The 20,235-nt window shown below is 72.8% G+C and carries 19 protein-coding genes; 14 read left to right on the top strand and 5 right to left on the bottom strand.

Going from position 1 to position 20,235, the window contains the following annotated elements:
- Positions 1-31 precede the first annotated feature (31 nt).
- The 4 genes from BJ958_RS23735 to BJ958_RS23720 all read left to right on the top strand — a co-directional run bounded on the left by BJ958_RS23735 (position 32) and on the right by BJ958_RS23720 (position 3,455).
- Positions 32-1,000 (top strand): MetQ/NlpA family ABC transporter substrate-binding protein, encoded by a 969-nt coding sequence (locus BJ958_RS23735; protein ID WP_179729275.1) that lies wholly within the window; start codon positions 32-34, stop codon positions 998-1,000.
- On the top strand, positions 997-2,043 hold the full coding sequence (locus BJ958_RS23730; protein ID WP_179729274.1) for an ATP-binding cassette domain-containing protein: 1,047 nt from the start codon (positions 997-999) through the stop codon (positions 2,041-2,043). Before BJ958_RS23735 ends, BJ958_RS23730 begins: the two co-directional genes overlap by 4 nt.
- On the top strand, positions 2,043-2,720 hold the full coding sequence (locus tag BJ958_RS23725; RefSeq protein WP_179729273.1) for a methionine ABC transporter permease: 678 nt from the start codon (positions 2,043-2,045) through the stop codon (positions 2,718-2,720). The genes BJ958_RS23730 and BJ958_RS23725 overlap by 1 nt, the downstream gene beginning before the upstream one ends.
- A gap of 93 nt (positions 2,721-2,813) precedes the next feature.
- A complete protein-coding gene (locus BJ958_RS23720; protein ID WP_179729272.1) occupies positions 2,814-3,455 on the top strand; it encodes a hypothetical protein in 642 nt (213 codons plus the stop codon).
- Between the two features lie 13 nt (positions 3,456-3,468).
- Here the strand turns inward: BJ958_RS23720 and BJ958_RS23715 are convergent, their stop codons facing one another.
- Genes BJ958_RS23715 through BJ958_RS23705 form a run of 3 tightly spaced genes read right to left on the bottom strand, consistent with a single transcriptional unit; the run spans position 3,469 to position 7,765 of the window.
- Positions 3,469-5,445: an ABC transporter ATP-binding protein gene (locus tag BJ958_RS23715; protein WP_179729271.1), complete on the bottom strand. Its 1,977-nt coding sequence runs from the start codon at positions 5,443-5,445 to the stop codon at positions 3,469-3,471.
- Positions 5,442-7,181 carry an ABC transporter ATP-binding protein gene (locus BJ958_RS23710; protein WP_179729270.1) on the bottom strand — a complete coding sequence of 580 codons (1,740 nt, stop codon included), beginning with the start codon at positions 7,179-7,181 and terminating at the stop codon, positions 5,442-5,444. The genes BJ958_RS23715 and BJ958_RS23710 overlap by 4 nt, the downstream gene beginning before the upstream one ends.
- Positions 7,181-7,765: a TetR/AcrR family transcriptional regulator gene (locus BJ958_RS23705; protein ID WP_179729269.1), complete on the bottom strand. Its 585-nt coding sequence runs from the start codon at positions 7,763-7,765 to the stop codon at positions 7,181-7,183. Before BJ958_RS23705 ends, BJ958_RS23710 begins: the two co-directional genes overlap by 1 nt.
- Positions 7,766-7,854: 89 nt before the next feature.
- Between BJ958_RS23705 and BJ958_RS23700 the strand changes: the two genes are divergently transcribed.
- Positions 7,855-8,775 carry a patatin-like phospholipase family protein gene (locus BJ958_RS23700; RefSeq protein WP_179729268.1) on the top strand — a complete coding sequence of 307 codons (921 nt, stop codon included), beginning with the start codon at positions 7,855-7,857 and terminating at the stop codon, positions 8,773-8,775.
- A 53-nt stretch (positions 8,776-8,828) separates the two neighbouring features.
- On the opposite strand, the gene BJ958_RS23695 is transcribed toward BJ958_RS23700, so the two are convergent.
- A complete protein-coding gene (locus tag BJ958_RS23695; RefSeq protein ID WP_179729267.1) occupies positions 8,829-10,124 on the bottom strand; it encodes an HNH endonuclease signature motif containing protein in 1,296 nt (431 codons plus the stop codon).
- 481 nt (positions 10,125-10,605) lie between these two features.
- Between BJ958_RS23695 and BJ958_RS23690 the strand changes: the two genes are divergently transcribed.
- From BJ958_RS23690 to BJ958_RS23655, 8 genes are all read left to right on the top strand, one after another.
- Complete coding sequence (locus tag BJ958_RS23690; protein WP_179729266.1) at positions 10,606-11,604, top strand: 3-oxoacyl-[acyl-carrier-protein] synthase III C-terminal domain-containing protein; 999 nt, start codon at positions 10,606-10,608, stop codon at positions 11,602-11,604.
- Positions 11,595-12,434, top strand: coding sequence for an MBL fold metallo-hydrolase (locus BJ958_RS23685; RefSeq protein WP_179729265.1), 840 nt, complete (start codon positions 11,595-11,597; stop codon positions 12,432-12,434). Before BJ958_RS23690 ends, BJ958_RS23685 begins: the two co-directional genes overlap by 10 nt.
- A complete protein-coding gene (locus tag BJ958_RS23680) occupies positions 12,434-13,687 on the top strand; it encodes a F390 synthetase-related protein (protein ID WP_179729264.1) in 1,254 nt (417 codons plus the stop codon). The genes BJ958_RS23685 and BJ958_RS23680 overlap by 1 nt, the downstream gene beginning before the upstream one ends.
- Positions 13,684-14,658 carry an NAD-dependent epimerase/dehydratase family protein gene (locus BJ958_RS23675; protein WP_179729263.1) on the top strand — a complete coding sequence of 325 codons (975 nt, stop codon included), beginning with the start codon at positions 13,684-13,686 and terminating at the stop codon, positions 14,656-14,658. Before BJ958_RS23680 ends, BJ958_RS23675 begins: the two co-directional genes overlap by 4 nt.
- Entirely contained in the window at positions 14,655-15,818 is a 1,164-nt protein-coding gene (locus BJ958_RS23670; RefSeq protein ID WP_179729262.1) for a glycosyltransferase, read from the top strand. Before BJ958_RS23675 ends, BJ958_RS23670 begins: the two co-directional genes overlap by 4 nt.
- Positions 15,819-15,825: 7 nt before the next feature.
- Positions 15,826-16,386, top strand: coding sequence for a hypothetical protein (locus tag BJ958_RS23665; RefSeq protein WP_179729261.1), 561 nt, complete (start codon positions 15,826-15,828; stop codon positions 16,384-16,386).
- The gene (locus BJ958_RS23660) at positions 16,383-17,633 is read left to right on the top strand and encodes a nucleotide disphospho-sugar-binding domain-containing protein (RefSeq protein WP_179729260.1); all 1,251 of its coding nucleotides are present in this window, start codon (positions 16,383-16,385) and stop codon (positions 17,631-17,633) included. The genes BJ958_RS23665 and BJ958_RS23660 overlap by 4 nt, the downstream gene beginning before the upstream one ends.
- 115 nt (positions 17,634-17,748) lie before the next feature.
- Positions 17,749-18,384 (top strand): hypothetical protein, encoded by a 636-nt coding sequence (locus BJ958_RS23655; protein WP_179729259.1) that lies wholly within the window; start codon positions 17,749-17,751, stop codon positions 18,382-18,384.
- Here the strand turns inward: BJ958_RS23655 and pdxH are convergent.
- Positions 18,336-18,995 (bottom strand): pyridoxamine 5'-phosphate oxidase, encoded by a 660-nt coding sequence (gene pdxH / locus BJ958_RS23650; protein ID WP_218865947.1) that lies wholly within the window; start codon positions 18,993-18,995, stop codon positions 18,336-18,338. The two genes, BJ958_RS23655 and pdxH, sit on opposite strands and share 49 nt — an antisense overlap.
- 117 nt (positions 18,996-19,112) lie before the next feature.
- Here pdxH and BJ958_RS23645 point away from each other — a divergent pair, with 117 nt between their 5' ends.
- On the top strand, positions 19,113-20,216 hold the full coding sequence (locus BJ958_RS23645; protein ID WP_179729258.1) for a citrate synthase 2: 1,104 nt from the start codon (positions 19,113-19,115) through the stop codon (positions 20,214-20,216).
- The last annotated feature ends 19 nt before the right edge of the window (positions 20,217-20,235 follow it).

Here is a 20,235-nt window from a genome sequence, read left to right as displayed (position 1 = left end):
TGTCTAGCGGTTTGGTGGCATTAAGCCCGTCATGTCCGACCAGACTCCCCTCATCGAGGCCCCGAAGTCCCGGCTACCGCTGGTGATCGGTGCGGCCGTGGCCGTGCTCGCCGTCATCGCGGCGGCGATCATCTTCTCCACCCGCGACGGCGACGACACCCGCCGCGCGACCGACGGCGACGGCGGCACCGAGCTGTCGAAGAGCGACCCGGTGAAGGTGGTGCTCGGCACCGTCGGCGCGAGCGACCCGTACTGGAAGACCTTCGAGAAGGCCGCGAAGGACGCCGGCATCGAGCTCGAGATCCGCGACTTCGCCGAGTACCCGCTGCCCAACCCCGCGCTGGCCGAGGGCGAGCTGGACGCCAACCAGTTCCAGCACATCGTCTACCTCGCCGAGTACAACGTCGCCAACGACGACGACCTGGTCCCGCTGGGCGCGACCGCGATCTACCCGCTCGGCCTCTACTCCCAGAAGTACGACGACGTCGCCGACATCCCCGACGGCGAGACCGTGGTCGTTCCCGACGACGACTCCAACCAGGCCCGCGGCCTGCTCGTGCTGCAGTCGGCCGGCCTGATCAAGCTCAAGGACGGCGGCTCGATCTTCTCGACCGTCGCCGACGTCGACGAGTCCGCCTCGCGGGTCAAGGTGAAGGCCCTGCAGGCCGACCTGACCCCGACCTCCCTGCCCGACGTGGCCGCCGCGATCGTCAACAACGACTTCGTGGAGGACGCCGGACTGAAGTTCGACGACGCCATCGCCGTCGACGACGCGAGCGACCCGAAGGCGATCCCCTACGTCAACATCTTCGCCGTGCGCGCCGAGGACAAGGACAACCCCGCGCTGGAGAAGCTGGTCGAGGTCTACCAGCAGACCCAGGCAGTGCTCGACGGCGTCGACGAGGCTGCCGGCGGCACCGCCGAGTTCGTCACCATCAGCCAGGCCGACCTCGAGAAGAGCCTGCACGACGTCGAGAACCAGATCCGCGAGCAGAAGTGAGCGAGCCGCAGGTCGATCCGCTCGTCGAGCTGCGCGGGGTCGTCAAGGAGTTCCCCGGCGCGCGCCGCGGCGACCCGGCGCACCGCGCCGTCGACGGCGTCGACCTGCGGGTCGATGCCGGTGAGATCTTCGCGATCATCGGCTACTCGGGCGCCGGCAAGTCGACGCTGGTGCGCCTCGTCAACGCGCTCGAGCCAGTCACCTCGGGGAGCGTCGTGGTCGACGGTGTCGACGTCACCACGCTCCCCGAGAAGGGCCTGCGCGACCTGCGGCGCGGCATCGGCATGGTGTTCCAGCAGTTCAACCTGATGGAGTCGCGCACCGTGTGGGGCAACCTCGCGTTCCCGCTCACCGTCGCCGGCGTCGCCCGCAGGGACCAGCAGCAGCGGATCTCCGAGCTGCTCCACTTCGTCGGCCTGGCCGACAAGGCGCACGCCCGGGTCAGCGAGCTGTCCGGTGGCCAGAAGCAGCGCGTCGGTATCGCCCGGGCCCTCGCGACCGAGCCACGGCTCCTGCTCGCCGACGAGGCCACCAGCGCCCTCGACCCCGACACCACCCGCGACGTCCTCGACCTGCTCGCGCGCGTCAACCGGGAGCTCGGCATCACCATCTTGCTCATCACGCACGAGATGGACGTCGTACGACGCATCGCCCACCGGGTGGCGGTGATGGAGGACGGGAAGGTGGTCGAGCAGGGCCGCGCCGTCGACCTGTTCGCCGACCCGCAGCACCCGGTGACGAAGCGCTTCGTCGGCACCGTCGTCGACGACCTGCCCGCCCCCGACGTGGTCGCCGCGCTGCGCGAGCGCCACGACGGACGGTTCGTCCGCCTGGCCTTCCGGCAGCAGGAGGTGCGCCAGTCCGAGGTGTTCGCGGCCTTCCTGCGCCACGAGGTGGCGTTCGAGCTCGTCTACGGCGGCATCGAGGAGGTCCAGGGCACCACCTTCGGCAACCTCACCCTCGCCCTGTCCGGCGACACCGCCGCGGTCGAGCGCGCACTGGCCGAGGTCGCTGCCCTCGTCGAGTGGACGGAGGTCGCCTGATGACTCCCCTCGCCATCGACACCCGCCTCGGCGACCTGCAGTCCGAGTTCTGGCAGGCGGCCGGCGAGACGCTGGTCATGGCCACGACCGCGCTGCTGCTCGGCGGACTGCTCGGTCTCGGGCTCGGCCTGGGCCTCTTCCTGACGCGCAAGGGCGGCCTCTACGCGAACCGGCCGCTGCAGGTCGTGCTCAACGTCGCGGTGAACTTCTTCCGCCCGATCCCGTTCGTCATCTTCGTCGCTGCCCTGCAGCCGCTGGCGCGGGTGGTCGTCGGCACCGGCATCGGTACGCCGGCCGCCACCTTCGCGATCGTCGTCGCCGCGACCTTCGGGATCAGCCGGATCGTCGAGCAGAACCTGGTGACCGTGAACCCCGGTGTCATCGAGGCGGCCCGCGCCATGGGCGCCAGCCGCGCCCGGATCACCTTCACGGTGCTCGTCCCGGAGGCCCTCGGTCCGCTGGTGCTCGGCTACACGTTCGCCTTCGTCGCGATCGTGGACATGACCGCCATCGCCGGCGTCGTGGCCGGCGGCGGCCTGGGCTCGTTCGCCCAGCGCTTCGGCTTCCGCCAGTTCGACGACGTCGTGATGTGGGCCTCGATCCTGGTGCTCGTCGCCTTCGTGATGGTCATCCAGCTCGGCGGCAACCTGCTGGCCCGCAAGGTGCTGCGCCGCTGACCCCGGTGCGTCGCACCGACCGGACCTGACGCCGCTGGCGCGGATTCACGACGAACTCGGTTGGTGCGACGCAACCTCGGGTAGGCAGGGGGCATGGCCCGCTTGCTGATCCCCGCCGTCGCCCTCCTGCTCGCACTCACCGGCTGCTCGTCCGACGGCGACGAGCCTCGGAGCACGCCCTCACCCACGCGCTCGTCGAGCACCCCCACGCCGACGCCCAGCACCACGCCCAGCACCCCCACGCCCAGCACCCCCGCGCCCAGCACCGCGCTGCCGGCCCTCGTCATCCGGCCGGGGTCGATCGGCGACGCCCGGGTCGGGATGACCCGCGACGAGTGGGCGGCGACCGGCCTGTTCGCCGACGGGGCGGCGATCTGCGAGGGCGAGCTGATCCACTGGAAGGACGACCCGGACGGCGCCGGGCTCCGCGTCCTCACCGACGAGGACGCCACCATCACCCAGCTCTGGGTGACCGCCCCCGGGCCGGCGACCGAGCACGGCGGGATCCAGGTCGGCTCGACGTACGGCGACCTGAGGGCCGCCTTCACCTCGCTGACCCAGCCGGTCGACGACGGCTACGACCAGTCGTCGGTCTACCCGCCGGGCGAGGAGGACGGGCTCCCCTACTTCGGGTTCCTGCTCGACGCGCCCGCCGCCGAGGTCACCGACGACACCCCGATCAGCGCCATCGCCGTCACCGGCGGCGAGCCCGCCTACTTCCAGTTCGACTGCTGAGCCGCCCGGCGCGTCACACGGCCGCCGCGGCGAACTGCGCCGCGTGCAGCCGGGCGAACGCCCCGTCGCCCTCGAGCAGGTCGGCGTGCGAACCCTGCTCGACGATCCGGCCGTGCTCCATCACCAAGATCAGGTCGGCGTCGCGGATCGTGGAGAGCCGGTGCGCGATGACGAACGACGTCCGGTCGGTGCGCAGCGCCGCCATCGCCTGCTGCAGCAGCAGCTCCGTGCGGGTGTCGACCGACGAGGTCGCCTCGTCGAGGATCAGCAGCGCCGGCTGGGCCAGGAAGGCCCGGGCGATGGTGATCAGCTGCCGCTCGCCGGCCGACAGGTTCGAGCCCTCGTCGTCGACGCGGGTGTCGTAGCCCTCCGGCAGGGAGTGCACGAACCGGTCGACGTACGTCGCCCGTGCGGCCTCGCGGATCTCCTCCTCTGTCGCGTCCGGGCGGCCGTAGGCGATGTTGTCGCGGATCGTGCCCTCGAACAGCCAGGTGTCCTGGAGCACCATGCCGATCCGGCCGCGCAGCTCGCCGCGCCCCATCGACGCGATGTCCTCGCCGTCGAGCAGGATCCGGCCGCCGTCGAGCTCGTAGAACCTCATGATCAGGTTGACCAGCGTGGTCTTGCCGGCGCCGGTCGGACCGACGATCGCGACCATCTGACCGGGGTGCGCGACCAGGGAGAGGTCCTCGATCAGGGGCTCCTCGGGGTCGTAGGAGAACGACACGTGCTCGAAGCGGACCTCACCACGGGTCGCGGTGCCCCGCTCCGGCGACGCGGACAGCGACGACGGCGCGACCTCCTCGTCGGCGTCGAGCAGCTCGAAGACCCGCTCGGCCGAGGCCACGCCGGACTGGAGCAGGTTGGCCATCGACGCGATCTGGGTGATGGGCTGCGTGAACATCCGGGAGTACTGGATGAACGCCTGCACGTCGCCGAGCGACAGCGCACCCGAGGTGACCCGCAGGCCACCGACGACGGCGATCACGACGTAGTTGAGGTTGCCGACCAGCATCATCAGCGGCATCACGAGGCCGCTGATGAACTGGGCGCGGTACGACGACTGGTAGAGCTCCTCGTTGGCCGAGTCGAACTCCGCCTCGACCGCCGTGCGGCGACCGAAGACGGTGACCAGCGCGTGGCCGGAGATGGACTCCTCGACCTGGGCGTTGAGCCGGCCGGTCTGGCGCCACTGGTTGATGAACTGGCTCTGCGAGCGCTTCATGATCCGCCCGGTCACGAACATCGCGATCGGGACCGACACCAGCGCGATCACCGCGAGCAGCGGCGAGACCCAGAACATGGCGCCGAGCACGCCCACCACCATCAGCAGCGAGGTGAGCAGCTGGCTCATCGTCTGCTGGAGGTTCTGGGCGACGTTGTCGATGTCGTTGGTGACCCGGCTGAGCAGCTCGCCGCGCGGCTGCTTGTCGAAGTACGCCAGCGGGAGGCGGTGGATCTTCTCCTCCACGTCGGTGCGCATCTGCTTGACCGTGGCCTGGACGACGTCGTTGACGAGGTAGCCCTGCAGCCAGCCGAGGACCTGGCCGCCGACGTAGACCAGCAGCGCGATCAGCAGGATGTGGCCGACCTTGTCGAAGTCGACGCCCCGGCCGGGGACGACGCCCTCGAGGCCGCGCAGGAAGTCGGCGAGGCCGCTGTTGCCGCTGGCCTCGGCCTGGGCGACGGCCTCGGCCTGGGTGTGGCCCTCGAGCTGGCCGCCGATGAAGCCGTTGAAGACGGCGTCGGTCGCCTTGCCGAGCAGGTAGGGGCCGACCACGACGGAGGCGACGCTGCCGATGCCGAGTAGGAGCACGGCGACCGCCTTGCCGCGCGCGGGGCGCAGCAGGGACAGCAGCCGGCGCGCGGAGGTGCCGAAGTCGTCGGCCTTCTGGCCGACCATGCCGCCCATCGGGCCACGCCCCGGGCCGCCCTGCTGGACGATCCGCTCGGTCTGCTTCATGGTGCCGTTCTTGGGGCTCTCGCTCATGCCAGGACCTCCTCTCCCTTGATGCCCTGCGATGCGGCGATCTCCTGGTACGTCGGGTTGTCCCGCAACAGCTCGTCGTGGGTGCCCTGGCCGACGACCTCGCCGTCCTCGAGCACGAGGATGACGTCGGCGTCGCGGATGGTGGCGATCCGCTGGGCGACGATGAGGACCGTCGCGTCGCGGGTCACCGGCTCCAGCGCCGCCCTCAGCCGGGCGTCGGTGGCGACGTCCAGCGCCGAGAAGGCGTCGTCGAAGAGGTAGATCTCGGGTCGTCGGACGAGCGCCCGGGCGATCGCGAGGCGCTGCCGCTGGCCGCCGGAGACCGTCGTACCACCCTGGGCGACGACGGTCTCGAGCTGCTCGGGCATCTCGCGCACGAAGTCGGCGCCCTGGGCGATCTCGAGGGCCTCCCACAGCTCCTCGTCGGTCGCGTCCGGCCGGCCGTAGCGCAGGTTGGAGGCGACGGTGCCCGAGAACAGGAAGGCGCGCTGCGGGACCAGGCCGATCCGCGACCAGAGCAGCTCGGGGTCCAGCTCGCGCACGTCGACGCCGTCGACCCGCACCACTCCCCGGGTCGCGTCGAGCAGGCGCGGCACCAGGTTGACCAGGGTGGTCTTGCCGGCACCGGTCGAGCCGATGACCGCGATGGTCTGGCCGGGTCGGGCCGAGAAGGTGACGTCGCGCAGCACCGGCGCCTCGGCGCCGGGGTAGGTGAGGCCGACACCCTCGAGGTCGAGGTGGCCGGCGACGGAGACCTCGGTGACCGGGTGGGCCGGCGGTACGACGCTCGTGCCGGTGTCGAGCACCTCGCCGATCCGGTCCGCGCTGACCGAGGCCCGCGGGATCATCATCAGCATGAAGGTGCCCATCATCACCGACATCAGGATCTGCATCAGGTAGGACAGGAACGCCGTCAGGGCGCCCACCTCCATCTGGCCGGAGTCGACGCGGTGGCCGCCGAACCAGATCACGCCGACGCTCGCGATGTTCGAGACGCCCATGACGAGCGGGAACATGACCGCCATCCAGCGGCCCGCGCGCAGCGAGACGACGGTGAGGTCCTCGTTGGACCGCTCGAAGCGCTGCACCTCCTGCGGCTCGCGCACGAACGCGCGCACCACGCGGATGCCGGTGATCTGCTCGCGCAGCACGCGGTTGACGTCGTCGAGCCGCTCCTGGACCTGCCGGAACGCCGGCACCATCTGCGAGACCACGACGCCGATGCACACGAACAGCACCGGCACGACCGCGACGACCAGCCACGAGAGGCCGAAGTCCTCGCGCATCGCCATGATGATGCCGCCGACCATCATGATCGGGATGGTCACCGCCATCAGGCAGGTCATCATCGCCAGCATCTGCACCTGCTGGACGTCGTTGGTGGCGCGGGTGATCAGCGACGGGGCGCCGAAGGTGGACACCTCGCGCGCCGAGAAGCTCCCGATCCGGCCGAAGACGGCCTTGCGCAGGTCGCGGCCGAACGCCATCGCGGCCTGGCCGCCGAACCAGGCCGAGGTCATGGAGCAGGCGGCCTGGACGAGCGCGACGCCGAGCATGATCGCGCCGAGCTGCACGACCTTGCCGGTGTCACCGCGGGCCACGCCCTGATCGATGATGTCGGCGTTGAGGCTGGGCAGGTACAGCATCGCGGCGGTGCCGGTGAACTGGAGCACGACGATCGCCGAGAGCCAGCCCTTGTAGGGGCGCAGGTAGCTGCGCAGCAGCTGTCCGAGCATCAGGAGTCCCTCCTCTCGACGCCGTGGAGCACGGTGTCGACGATCCGGGTCGGGGTGAGCAGGTCGTTGTCGGCGATCTCCCGGTGGGAGCCGGCGAAGGTCAGCAAGCGCCACACGTGCAGCACCTGCTCGGGCGGCAGGGTCAGCCGGTCGGCGTCGGGCTCGATCAGGGCGAGCAGCCGGCGGCGTACCTCCTCCAGGCCCGCGACGATCTCGGGCCGGTCGCGCAGGTGGTGCGGCGGGCCGACCGCCCCGAGGGCCCGCATCAGCTCGAAGATCGCCAGGAACCGCTGCTGCAGGATCGAGGTCATCGCGACCATCCTGTCCCGCAACGGCAACCCGGGGTCGATCTCGTCGAGCCGGCGCAGCACGTCGCCGGGCTCGAAGGCGCGGGCGATGGTCGCGTCGACCAGGTCGTCCTTGGAGTCGAAGACGCGGAAGATGGTGCCCTCGGCGACGCCCGCGGCCTCGGCGATCAGCCGGGTGGTCACCCCCCGCCCGTGCTCGTAGAGGAGCGGACGGGTCGCCCGGATCAGCATCTCGCGGCGGTCCTGCGCGGACAGCGGGGCGGCACGGGGGGGCATGCCCTCAGCCTAAGTGAGTGAGCACTCACTCACAAATGATTTCCGTGACCCGTTCCACCGTGGGCGCGGCCGCTGCGGACAATGGAGGCATGGCACGCGTCGCTCTCGTCCTCGGTTCCGGCGGCGCCCGCGGGTACGCCCACCTCGGTGCGGTCCAGGAGCTGCGCGACCGCGGCCACGAGATCGTGGCGGTCTCCGGTACGTCCATGGGTGCCGTCGTCGGCGGCCTGGTCGCTGCCGGCAAGGACGCCGAGTTCGCCACCTGGGCCTCGTCGCTGACCGGGCGCCGCGTCGTACGACTGGCCGATCCCAGCTGGGGCGGCGGCGGCGCGGCCACGGCGGAGAAGCTGATGGCGGCGCTCGACGAGATCGTCGGCGACGTGCTCATCGAGTCGCTGCCCATCCCCTACACCGCGGTCGCGACCGACCTCGCCGCCCGCCGCGAGGTGTGGTTCCAGCGCGGCCCGCTGATCCCGGCGATGCGCGCGTCCTTCGCGATCCCCGGCCTGTTCACGCCCGCCGTCGTCGACGGCCGCGTGCTGGTCGACGGCGGCCTGCTCAACCCGCTCCCCCTCGAGCCGACCGCGGCGGCGACCGCGGAGTTCACCGTCGCCGTGTCGCTGCAGGGCCCGCGCGAGCCGCACGAGCCGACGTCTCCCGCCCGGGGCTTCTCGGTGCGCCGCGCGGAGTGGGCGGCCGACCTACGGCGGCGGTTCCGGCGCAACGAGGAGGACCTCGGCGAGACGGCCGCCCCCGAGGCACCCGCGGAGGCACCTCCGGCCGAGGCGGTCGACGTACGCCCCGACGTGCGGACCGCGGAGGTCGTCTCCTTGTCCTTCGACGCCATGCAGAGCCTGATCACCCGCTACCGGCTCGCGACCCTGCCGCCCGACGTGCTCGTCACCGTGCCGCTCAGCGCCGCGCGGACCATCGACTTCCACCGGGCCGACGAGATGGTCGACCTCGGCCGGAGGCTGACGAAGGTCGCCTTGGACGACGCCGGCCGCTGAGCATGCCCGTGCCCCCGCCGACGTGGAGTCCTGCGGGGTGTGGGGCGGGGTCGCTACTCGTCGGGCGGGTGGACGGGGTGGGTGCCGCGGTGGTCGACCCGGAACCGATAGCCGTTGGGACTGGTCCACACATAGGTCGCCGGCGCCGGGGTGTCGTAGCGCCAGGCTGAGTGGGTCTTGGCGCGGTGGTGCCGCCGGCGCAGGGGCACCAGGTTGCAGGGGCAGGTCGGACCACCCCGGTCGTGGGGCTGGTGGTGGTCGATGTCGCACCGGGTCGCGGGACGCGTGCAGTGGGGGAAGCGGCAGGTGTGGTCCCGCAACGCGACCCTGGTCTTGTGGCGGTCGGGGATCTCGTAGGCCGTGACGGGGAGGTGGTCGGCGAGGTCGATGACCGGCCGCACGATGATCGTGGTGTGCCGGGCACGCAGCCACTCCCGGATCTGCGCGGTGGTGATCGGGCAGCGGCCCTCGTCCCACCGCCCGACCGGGTTCACGAACGGGTTCTCACCGGTGAGGGTGGTGTCGGTGACGTGCACGTTGAGGACGACCTTGCGGCCGGGGACGGTCGCGACGACCTCTCCGGTGTCCGGGTTCGGGACCAGCAGGTCCAGGGCCAGGTCGTGGCGGGCGAGCTCGGCAGCGGCCTTGGACCGCAGCGCGTCCAACGAGCTCTCGTCACCCAACCGGCCGAGCACCTCGGCGCGACGGGCGACGGCTTGGTCGAGGTCGTGGCCGTCGGCGGCATCCAGCAGCCCGTCGAGGTGCACGAGCCCGTGCTCGTCGACGTCGCTGATGTCGAAGTGACGGTGGTCGGCAGCCTTGGCCCGGTCGGCTTCGGCCTTGTCGGGGTCGAACCGCAGCACGGCTTCGGTGACGAGGCGTTCGAGCTGTGCCCACCCGATGCCGGAGGCGTTCCACAGCTGGCGGTCCACGAACCCCGCCGCCTCAGCCGACAGTCCTCGGGTGAGGTCGGCGATCCGTTCGGCCCGCCACGGAGCGAGTTTCCCGGCGATGACGGCGTCGTAGACGTTGGGGAGCCGCCAGGCGCACTCGATGACTCGTCCGACGTAGGCCTTGCCGCCGTCGGGGGTGCGGCCGAGGACCGCGACGAGCTCCATCAACGCGAACTCCGACACCAACGGCGCCCCCGCGCCGGCGATCGGGACGCCGGTGTCGAGGTAGCCCTCGGTGATCGTCGCGGCACCTTCGGGTCCGGTGACGACGTGGTCGCTCGCCCAGGCCGTGATGTCCTCCCACTCCTCGATCACCAACGCGTTGCGGGACCGGATCCGGTCGCCCACCCGCGACAGCAGAGCTGCTGTCGAACGGGGGCGGGTTCCGAGATCCATGACTGAATTCTCCCACCCACCTGCGACAGAAGCGAACGTTCAGAACCCGCCTGGGGACAGGGGAAATCGATTCCCGGGGTGTGGAGAAGCGATGTCACCAGACACCACAGAAGTGATCGCGCGGACCGCAGCCCGACCGCTGAACCCGACCACCTCGCCACCTTCTTCGTCGCTGCCATTCGGAACGAAACCGGCTACGCAACCGAAGGCCCGAGCACAGTACGAACAGCACACTCCGAGTTTTGAAGATCGGTCGCTACGCGAACCCACACCTCGACCACCACAGAGGGCGACGCCCACGACCACCGTGCTCGCGGGCCGCAGCCCGACCGCGGAACCCGACCACTTCCCCACCTCCCTCGTCGCTGCCTCTCGGGACCCGACCGGCCACCCAACCGAAGGTCAGAGCACAGTCGCGGCAGCTGGGCGGGCGCGGGCTCGCCGACGTCCCCGGCCTGCCCGGCTGACTATCCTCGTCGCCATGCCTGCTCTCGGCCCCCGCGCCCTGCGGATCCTCGGCACGGGTGCGGTGCGGCCCGACGAGGCCGTCACCAGCGCCGCGATGGACGAGCGCCTCGGGCTCCCGCCCGGCACCGTCGAGGCACGGACCGGTGTGCGGGTCCGGTACGTCGAGCGCGGCTCGGCCGCGGAGCTCGGCGCCCGCGCCGCGCGCAAGGCCCTGGCGGCGGCCGGCATCACCCTCGACGACGTCGACGTGATCATCGGCGCCAGCGCGACGCCCGACCAGCCGCTGCCCTGCAACGCGGCCCTGCTGCACGAGGAGCTCGCTCCGGCGCGGCCGATCGCGGCGTGGGACGTCAACGCCAGCTGCCTGAGCTTCCTGGTCGCCCTCGACCTGGCGGCCACGCTCGTCGACGCCGGACGGCACGAGCGGATCCTCATCGTGTCCAGCGACCTGGCCTCGGTCGGCCTCGACTGGTCGGACCTCGGCGCGTCCGGGATCTTCGGCGACGGTGCCGCCGCGGCTGTGGTCGGGCACGCCGGCGAGACCGGGTCGGCCGTCCTTGCCGCCGACTTCGCCACCCACAGCGAGGGCGCGCACACCTGCGAGATCCGCGGTGGCGGCTCGCGGTTCGCTCCGGACCGGGTCGACGGCGAGTACGCCGACTGGGGCCGGTTCCGGATGGAGGGCGGCGCCGTGTTCCGGCTCGCGGTCAAGCACCTGCCGCCGTTCGTCGACCGGCTGCTCGCCTCGGCGGGCACCACCATGGCCGACCTGCCGGTCGTCGTACCGCACCAGGCGAGCCACCACGCGCTGGCCTGGGTCCAGCACCACTTCGGGATCGAGGAGGGCCGGCTGGTGGACATCTACGCCGACCACGGCAACCAGGTCGGGGCATCGCTGCCGTCGGCGCTGCACGCCGCGATCGAGTCCGGCCGCCTGCAGCGCGGCGACCGGGCGCTCCTGCTCGGCACCGGCGCCGGGCTCAGCATGGGCGGGGTGGTGCTGTGCTACTGACCGACCAGCCCGAGGTCACCTTCCACTGGCTGCGCGTGGGCCACTGCAAGGGCCCCGAGGCGATGGCCCGCCAGGGCGGACGACTGCGGATCGTCGAGTTCCCGTCGTACGTCGGCGCGCTGCACCACCCGACCCAGGGCTGGACGCTGTTCGACACCGGTTACTCCCAGCACTTCATGGACGCGACCAGCCGGCTGCCCGAGCTGCTCTACCGCAACACCCTCCCGGTGACCCTGCGCCCGGAGGAGCACCTGCCGCGGCAGCTCGAGGCGCTCGACGTCGACCCGGGCGACGTACGCCGGATCGTGGTCTCCCACTTCCACGGCGACCACGTCGGTGGCCTGCTCGACCACCCGCAGGCACGGATCATCGCCGGTGCGGCCGGCGCCGAGCACGCCCTGTCCCTGCGCGGGATCAACGCCGTGCGCCACGCGATCCTGCCGGCGCTGCTGCCCGCCGACCTGCGCGACCGGCTCGACCCGGTAGACGCCTTCTCGGAGGTCGAGGTCGGCGGCCTGCGCACCTGGGACCTGCTCGGCGACCGCAGCCTGCTTGCCGTCGACCTGCCCGGCCACATGCCCGGCCACCTCGGCCTGTTGTTCACCTCCGGCGGCCGGCAGGTGCTGCTGGTCGGCGACGCGGCGTGGACCTCGCGCTCGTTCCGCGACCTCAAGCCGCCGTCCCGGCTGGCGAAGGGCGTCATGCACGACTGGGACTCGACGGTCCGCACGCTCGGCGTGCTGCACGTCCTCGACGCCGCGCACGACGACCTGCTGATCCTCCCCGCGCACTGCCCCGAGGGCCACGCGGCCTGGTACGCCGGGCACTGATGGCCGGCTCCCAGGCGGCGGTGGCCGCCGCCTTCGCCCGCGAGCGCTGGCTCCTCCCCCGTCGGTACGACGCCGCACGGGCACGCGCGCTCGACCGCTTCCTGCGCGAGGAGCTGCCGAAGGCCCGGTTCTACGCGCCTTTCGCAGGTCGGCCGCTGTCCGGACTGCCGGTCGTCGACAAGCGGACGGTGCTCGCCGACTTCGCCGCGTTCAACCGCCACGGCATCACGCTCGACCGGGCGCTGGCCGTCGCCGAGGCCGCCGAACGGTCCCGCACCTTCACCGACCGGCTGCCCGGCGGGGTGACCGTCGGCCTGTCGTCGGGCACCTCCGGGACCCGCGGCGTCTTCCTCGTCTCGGAGGCGGAGAGCCGCCTGTGGGCAGGGATCCTGATGGGGCAGCTCATGTCCACGGCCTGCCTGCGGACGCTGCTGACGCGGCCGCTGCGGATCGCGCTGTTCCTGCGCGCCAACAGCAACCTCTACGAGACCCTCGGCAGCAGGCGGGTGTCGTTCTCGTGGCACGACCTGACCCTGCCCGTAGCGGCCCACCTTCCCGACCTACCGGGGACCGACGTCCTCGTCGCTCCTGCGAGCGTGCTGCGCCAGATCGCCTCCGCGAAGCCGGCCGGGCTGCGCCCGCTGCAGGTCGTCTCGGTCGCGGAGACCCTCGAACCCGACGACGAGGCCGTCATCCGCGAGGCGTTCGGGCGACCGGTCGAGCAGATCTACCAGGCCACCGAGGGCCTGCTCGCGGTCAGCTGTCCCGCCGGCCGGCTGCACCTCAACGAGGCCCACGTGCACGTCGAGCCCGAGTGGATCGACCACCAGCGCTTCCACCCGGTCGTCACCGACTTCACCCGGACCACGCAGTACGTCGTGCGCCACCGCCTCGACGACGTCCTGCTCGCCGCGCCCGGCCCATGCCCGTGCGGCCGGCCCGGCCGATCGATCCACGCCGTGCTGGGCCGGGCCGACGACGTCCTCGCCCTCGGCGACGTGCCGGTCTACCCCGACGTGCTGCGCCACGCGGTCGCGCTCGCCGGGGACCTGGGCGACTACCGGATCGAGCAGCACGGCGCCGAGTGGCGGCTGGCGACCACCGCCGGTTCGTCCGGTGCGATGGAGCGGGTCGCCACGGAGATCGGGCTGCTGGCGCGGCGGCTGGGCGCGACGGCACCGGCCGTCGTACCGATGGCGTGGCCGGTGGAGGCGCCGGACGCGAAGCGACGACGGATCAGGAAGGTGTCATGACCCACCCCGTGAGGCTGCTGGTGACCGGTGCGTCCGGGTTCGTGGGCGGACGGCTGTGGGAGCGGGCCACCGCGGCCGGGCACGAGGTGGTCGGGATCGGCCGGCGCCGGCTGGACCGGCCGGGCTACCTCAGCGTCGACCTCGGACGGGTCTCCCCGGCACAGCTGCCGGACCTGCCGTGGCAGCCCGACGCGGTGATCCACTGCGCGGCCCGGGCGACCCCGTACGCACCCCGCAGGGAGTACGTGCGCGACAACGAGCTGGCCACCCGGACCGTCGTCGACTGGTGCACGCGGCTGGGCAGGCCGCGACTGGTGCACGTCTCGTCGTCCTCCGTGCTCTACCGCGACGGCGACCAGCTCGACCTCACCGAGGACTCGCCGGTCGGCCCGGACTTCGCCAACGACTACGCCCGCACCAAGGCCGGTTCGGAGCGGATCGTCCGCACCTACGGGGGTTCCTGGGTGATCGCCCGGCCTCGCGCGGTCTTCGGTCCCGGCGACACGGTGCTCTTCCCGCGGATCATCGCGGCGGCGAAGGCCGAACGGGTGCCTCGGCTGACCGGCCGCGAGACGCCCGCGGTGGGCGACCTGATCTACGTCGACAACCTCGCCGACTACCTGCTCCAGCTGGCCTCCCGGCCCGACCTCGGCGGCGTCTACAACCTCACCAACGCCGAGCCGGTCGAGATCCAGGCGATGCTGCTCGACGTGATCACGCAGCTCGGCTTCGACCCGCCCACCCGCGAGGTCAGCCTGACCACCGCGATGCGGGCGGCGAGCGTGCTGGAGCGGGCGTGGCGGGTGCTGCGCCTGCCGGGCGAGCCGCCGATCACCCCCTACGGCGTGGGAGTGCTGAGCTGGTCCAAGACCTTCGTGCCCGACAAGATGCTGCGCGACCTCGGGGCACCGGCGGTGTCGGTGGCGCAGGGGGTCGAGGAGTTCGTGGCATGGCAGAGGGAGCACCTGTGAGCCGCGCGAGAGACGGTCGAGAAGTACGCCCCACCGGCCGCCTGACCACGATGGCCACCCTCGGCTACCTCGCCTTGCAGGCCGGCAAGACCGTCACCGCGCTGCGGGCCGCGTCCCGGGCACCGGCAGCGGTCGAGCCCTCCACCGAGGCGATCGCCCGGGTGGTCGTGGTGCAGCCGATCCTGTCCGGCGACCCCGGGCTCGAGGACGCGTTGCGCGACAACCTGCTGTCCCTGGGCGGCGCGAGGTTCGTGTGGCTGGTCGACGAGGACGACGCGGAGGCGCAGCGGGTCGTGGAGCGGATCGGCCCGGCGCCCCGGCTGGAGGTGCGGCTCTGCCCGCCCGCGCCGGACGGCGTGAACCCCAAGCTCGCCAAGCTCCAGCCGGCGCTGGACGACTGCGCCGACGACGAGGTGCTCCTCGTCCTCGACGACGACACCCGGCTCCCCCGCGCCAGCCTCGGCGCCCTCCTCGGCGGTCTCGAGCGGGCGACACTGGCGACCGGGCTGCCGGCGTACCTGCCCGGGCGGACGCCGTGGGCCCGGCTCGTCGAGCAGTTCGTCGACAACAACGCGGCCCTGACCTACCTGCCGATGGCGCCGGTGACGATCAACGGGATGTGCTGGGCGATGCGGGTGGCCGACCTGCGGGCGATCGGCGGGTTCACGCCGATCCTGCGCAACCTCACCGACGACCTCGCCGTCGCCGGCGCGGTGCAGCGCCGCGGCGGGACGATCTGCCAGACGGCGTCGCCGCAGTGGATCACCACGACTGTCGAGTCCCCCGGCCACTACGTGCGGCTGATGCACCGCTGGATGCTCTTCGCCAACCTGCTGCTGCGCCGCCAGCCGCCCGGCACGGTCGCTGCGATCAGCGTGCTGCACGGCATCCACCCGAACCTGCTCTGGGCGGTGCTGGCCGGCTCGGTCCGCACGCGCCGGCCCGGCCCGCTGGTGGCGCTGCTCGGCGGCCGCTGGGTGCTGCTGCAGGTCGTGCACCGCCGCGTCTACGGGCGATCCCTGCACGCACCACTGCCGTCGCTCGTCTCCGAGCTGCTGCAACCGGCGCACCTCGGCCACGGCGCAGTGCAGCGCACCATCCGCTGGCGCACACGCACCTACCGGGTGCGTTCCGACGACGACTTCTCACCCGTCCGGTGAGGCCGTCATGAGGCTGCAGGTCCTGCACCTGACCGGCCAGAGCGACCCCCGCTCGTGCGCGCTCTCGCCGGTCCAGGACGCCTTCCTCGACCGCCTGCCGGTCCCGGAGACCGCGAAGGTCCGGCTGAACTTCCCCTACGACGCCGCGCTGGCGCCGTACCACGCCGTGCCGTTGTGGCTCGCGAGCCTGCGGCACCTCGTGCTGTTCTGGCGGATCCGGCTGCTGCGTGCCCGCTGGACGCGACGGAACCGGCCGCTGGTCGAGGCCCAGCTGCGGGCCGCCGACCGGACCCTCGTGCTGGCCGGGTCGATCGGCCTGGACCTGCTGGGGCGCCTCGGGCTGCCCGCCGAGGTGCTGGACCGGCTCACCGTCGTCGCGTACGGCGCCGTCGCCACCCGGCCGCCGGCCTGCCGGACCATCCGTGTCGGCAGCCGGTCGGACCACCTCGCGCGCTGGTGGCCGCACGACGTCGAGGTCTCCGCCGGGCACCTCGACTACCTCGCCGCGCCGGAGCTGGCCGCGCTGTGCGCCGGGCTCGTCGCCGAGCTGACCGGGGAGGCCGCATGAGGCGGGTCGACCTGGTCGCGCCCCCGATGGCGGGACACCTGCACCCGGTGCTCGGCATCGCCGCCCGACTGGCCGCCGAGCCCGGGCTGGACGTCCGGGTGATCAGCACCGCCGCCGCGCTGCCGGCGATCGCCGCGTCCGGCGTCACCGGCCTGGCCCTGCTGGACGGCGCCGACGAGGTGATCGAGACGGTCGTGAACCCGCCGTACCGGATCGGCAGCAACCCGCGCCTGCTCCTGCGCCAGTTCCGTGCGGCGGTCGCGCTGCAGGCCGACTTCCGGCGCGAGCTGCTGGTCGCGTGGGCCGCGCAGCGCCCGGACCTGGTGATCGCGGACTTCACGATGGGCGCGGTGGGCACGGCGGCCGACGAGATCGGCGTGCCCTGGTGGACCACCCATCCCTCGCCGTGCGCGATCGAGGGGCGGGCCGGGCCACCGTCGTACCTCGGCGGATGGCGTCCCGGCCGCTCGGCCCTGGGCCGCGGACGCGACGCCGTCGGGAGGTCGTGGGTGCGCGGGTTCAAGCGGCTCGCCCCGCGACTGGCCGGCGTGCGGCTCGCCGACGTCGGCATCACCCGCCAGTACCGCCCGGACGGCTCGGAGTCGATCTACTCGGCCGAGCGGGTGTTCGCGCTGACGCCGGAGGCGGTCGAGTACCCGCGGGCGCTGCCCGCCGCGGTCCGGTACGTCGGACCGGTGCTGCACACGCCGCCGTCCGCCGCGCCCCCACTGGTCCTCGACGCTCGACGGCGCGCCGTGCTGGTGACCGCCGGGACGCACCTGCCGTGGCACAAGGCCACCCTGGTCGCCCGGGCCGCGTCAGCGGCTCGCGAGCTGCCCGACGTCGAGGTGCACGTCAGCCTGGGCGGCACGGGCGCGGTCCCGCAGGTGCCGCCGGGCGTGGTGGTGCACGAGTACGTCGACTACGCCCGCGACCTGCCGCGCTTCGACGCGGTGGTCCACCACGGCGGCGCCGGCGTGCTGGGCCACACCCTCGCCGCGGGGCTGCCGTCGGTCGTGTGGCCGGTCGACTACGACCAGTTCGACCACGCGGCCCGGCTCGTGGACGCCGGAGTGGCGGTGCGGGTCCGGCGACCCGCCGAGCTGGCCGGGGCGCTGCGGCGGGTGCTCGACGAGCCGTCGTACCGGGTCCGGGCGCGGGCCGTCGCCGCCGGGATCGCCCGCGAGCCCGCGGTCGAGACGATCGCGGCGCAGGTGTGCCGACGGCTGGCGCCGGTGGCCGAGTAGCGGCTCCTCGCCTCCGCACCCGGTCGCGCGGCCCCGTGGCGTGCTCGGGCCGCCGGTTCGCGCCGGTTGGCCCACCTCCGGGCGGACGCCGGCCGGGATCCGCGAAGATGTCCCCGTGGCCGCCGACGACCGAACCGATCCCCGCGACATCCTGCGCGCCCAGGAGCGCGCGCGGGAGCACGACGAGTTCCGCTCGCTGCTGATCCCCGCCCGCGAGGTACCCCTCGTCGACGCGCCGGACGACGAGGTCCCCGAGGCCACCGGGCCCGATCCGGAGATCGTCGCTGCCGACCTGCCGGCGGACCTGCCCGACGACGAGCACGAGGCGCTGCGCCGGGTCGTGGTGACCGAGCACGCCGTCCCGCGGTTCGAGCCGCTGGAGGGCGCAGGCCAGGTGCCCGGCCTCGGTGGCGACGTGGTCCGGCGCCGGCGCAGCAGCCGTCGGAAGTCCCACCACCACACCCACCACCGGCAACCGGTCGCCGCCGAGCCGGTGCCCGAGCCCGTGATCGAGCCGGTGGTCGAGCGCGAACCGGACCCCGCGCCCGTCGCCGCGCCGCCTTCGCCGGCGACCGGCACGGGCCGCCGGGAGACCTTCATCCTGGTCGCGGTGCTGGCGGTGCTGATCGCGCTGGCCGCGATCTACGCGGCGGCCCAGAGGGCCGACCGGCCCTCCGACAGCGGGCTGCCCCAGAGCCAGGGTCAGGGCGCCAGCCGGGTCAGCTCCCAGCCGCTCGACGTACGGGCGTAGCGAAGCCGGTCGTGCATCCGGCCGGCGCGGCCCTGCCAGAACTCGAAGGACGACGGCTGGACGCGGTACCCGCCCCACGCCGGCGGCACCGGCACCTCGGCACCGGCGAACCGGTCCTCCGCCTCGGCGTAGCGCCGGTCCAGCTCGGCCCGCCCGTCGACCACCTGCGACTGGGGTGAGGCCCAGGCTCCGACCTGGGCGCCGCGCGGGCGGGTGGCGAAGTACGCCGCGACCTGGTCCGCACTCAGCGGGTGGGCGGTCCCCTCGACCCGGACCTGCCGCTCGAGGGGGTGCCACGGGAACAGCAGCGCGCAGCGGGGCTCGGCGGCCAGTGCCTCCCCCTTGCGGGAGGCCGTGTTGGTGAAGAACGTGAACCCGTCGTCCGGCCCGTCGGCCACCACCCCCTTGAGCAGCACCATCCGCGCCGACGGCGAGCCGTCGGGGTCGACGGTCGCGACCACCATCGCGTTGGGCTCGTGCACCCCTGCGTCCGACACGGCGTCGAACCAGGACTGCCACAGCGGCCACGGCGAGGGCGGTACGGCGGCCTCGACGAGCCCCTGCTCGCCGTACTCCCGGCGCAGCGCGGCCAGGTCGGGTCCGATGGTCATGGGGCCACCCTAGGGAACCGCCCGGAACGGTCCTGGGGGGCCTTGGGGCAGAATGCCGGGTGGCCCGCGGACCGCCCGGCTCGGAGCGTCCGCACCGTCGAACGAAGGAGCACGCCGATGCCTGAGGTACATCACGGACTGGAGGGCGTCGTCGCCTTCGAGACCCAGATCGCGGAGCCCGACAAGGAAGGCTCGGCGCTGCGCTACCGCGGTGTCGACATCGAGGACCTGGCCGGCCGGGTCCCCTTCGAGAACGTCTGGGGCCTGCTGATCGACGGCTCCTTCACCCCCGGCCTGCCGCCGGCCGAGGCGTTCAGCCTCCCGGTCCACACCGGCGACGTCCGCGTCGACGTCCAGGCCGCGATCGCGATGCTCGCCCCGGCCTTCGGCTTCGGCCAGACCTACGACATCTCCGACGAGCAGGCCCGCGCGGACCTCGCCCGCGTGGCCGTCATGGTCCTGTCCTACGCCGGCCAGTCGGCGCGCGACATCCACCTGCCCGTCGTCCCGCAGAAGCTGGTCGACGAGGGCAGGACGCTCGCCGAGAAGTTCCTCATCCGCTGGCGGGGCGAGGCGGACCCGAAGCACGCCCACGCGATCGACGCGTACTGGTCCTCCGCGGCCGAGCACGGCATGAACGCCTCCACCTTCACCGCGCGCGTGATCACCTCCACCGGTGCCGACGTCGCCGCCGCCTTCTCCGGCGCGATCGGCGCGATGAGCGGCCCGCTCCACGGCGGCGCCCCCTCGCGCGTGCTCGGCATGATCGAGGAGGTCGAGAGGTCCGGCGACGCCGAAGGCTACGTCAAGGGCCTGCTCGACTCCGGCGAGCGGCTGATGGGCTTCGGCCACCGGGTCTACCGCGCCGAGGACCCCCGCGCCCGGGTGCTGCGCCGTACCGCTCGCGAGCTCGACGCGCCCCGCTACGAGGTCGCCGAGGCCCTGGAGAAGGCCGCCCTCGCCGAGCTCCGCTCCCGTCGTCCCGACCGCGTCCTCGAGACCAACGTGGAGTTCTGGGCGGCGATCGTCCTCGACTTCGCCGAGGTCCCGGCCAACATGTTCACCTCGATGTTCACCTGCGCCCGCACCGGCGGCTGGTCGGCCCACATCCTCGAGCAGAAGAAGACCGGCCGCCTGATCCGTCCCTCGGCGATCTACACCGGTCCCTCCACCCGTCCCGCCAGCGACATCGAGGGCTGGAACCCCGCCTGGGGGAAGTGAGCCTCAGCCCGCCCCTGGG

This window comes from Nocardioides kongjuensis (genome assembly GCF_013409625.1).
Lineage (GTDB): Bacteria > Actinomycetota > Actinomycetes > Propionibacteriales > Nocardioidaceae > Nocardioides > Nocardioides kongjuensis.
The sequence above is the reverse complement of the archived record's forward strand: the minus strand, read 5'-3'. Positions and strand labels throughout refer to the sequence as shown.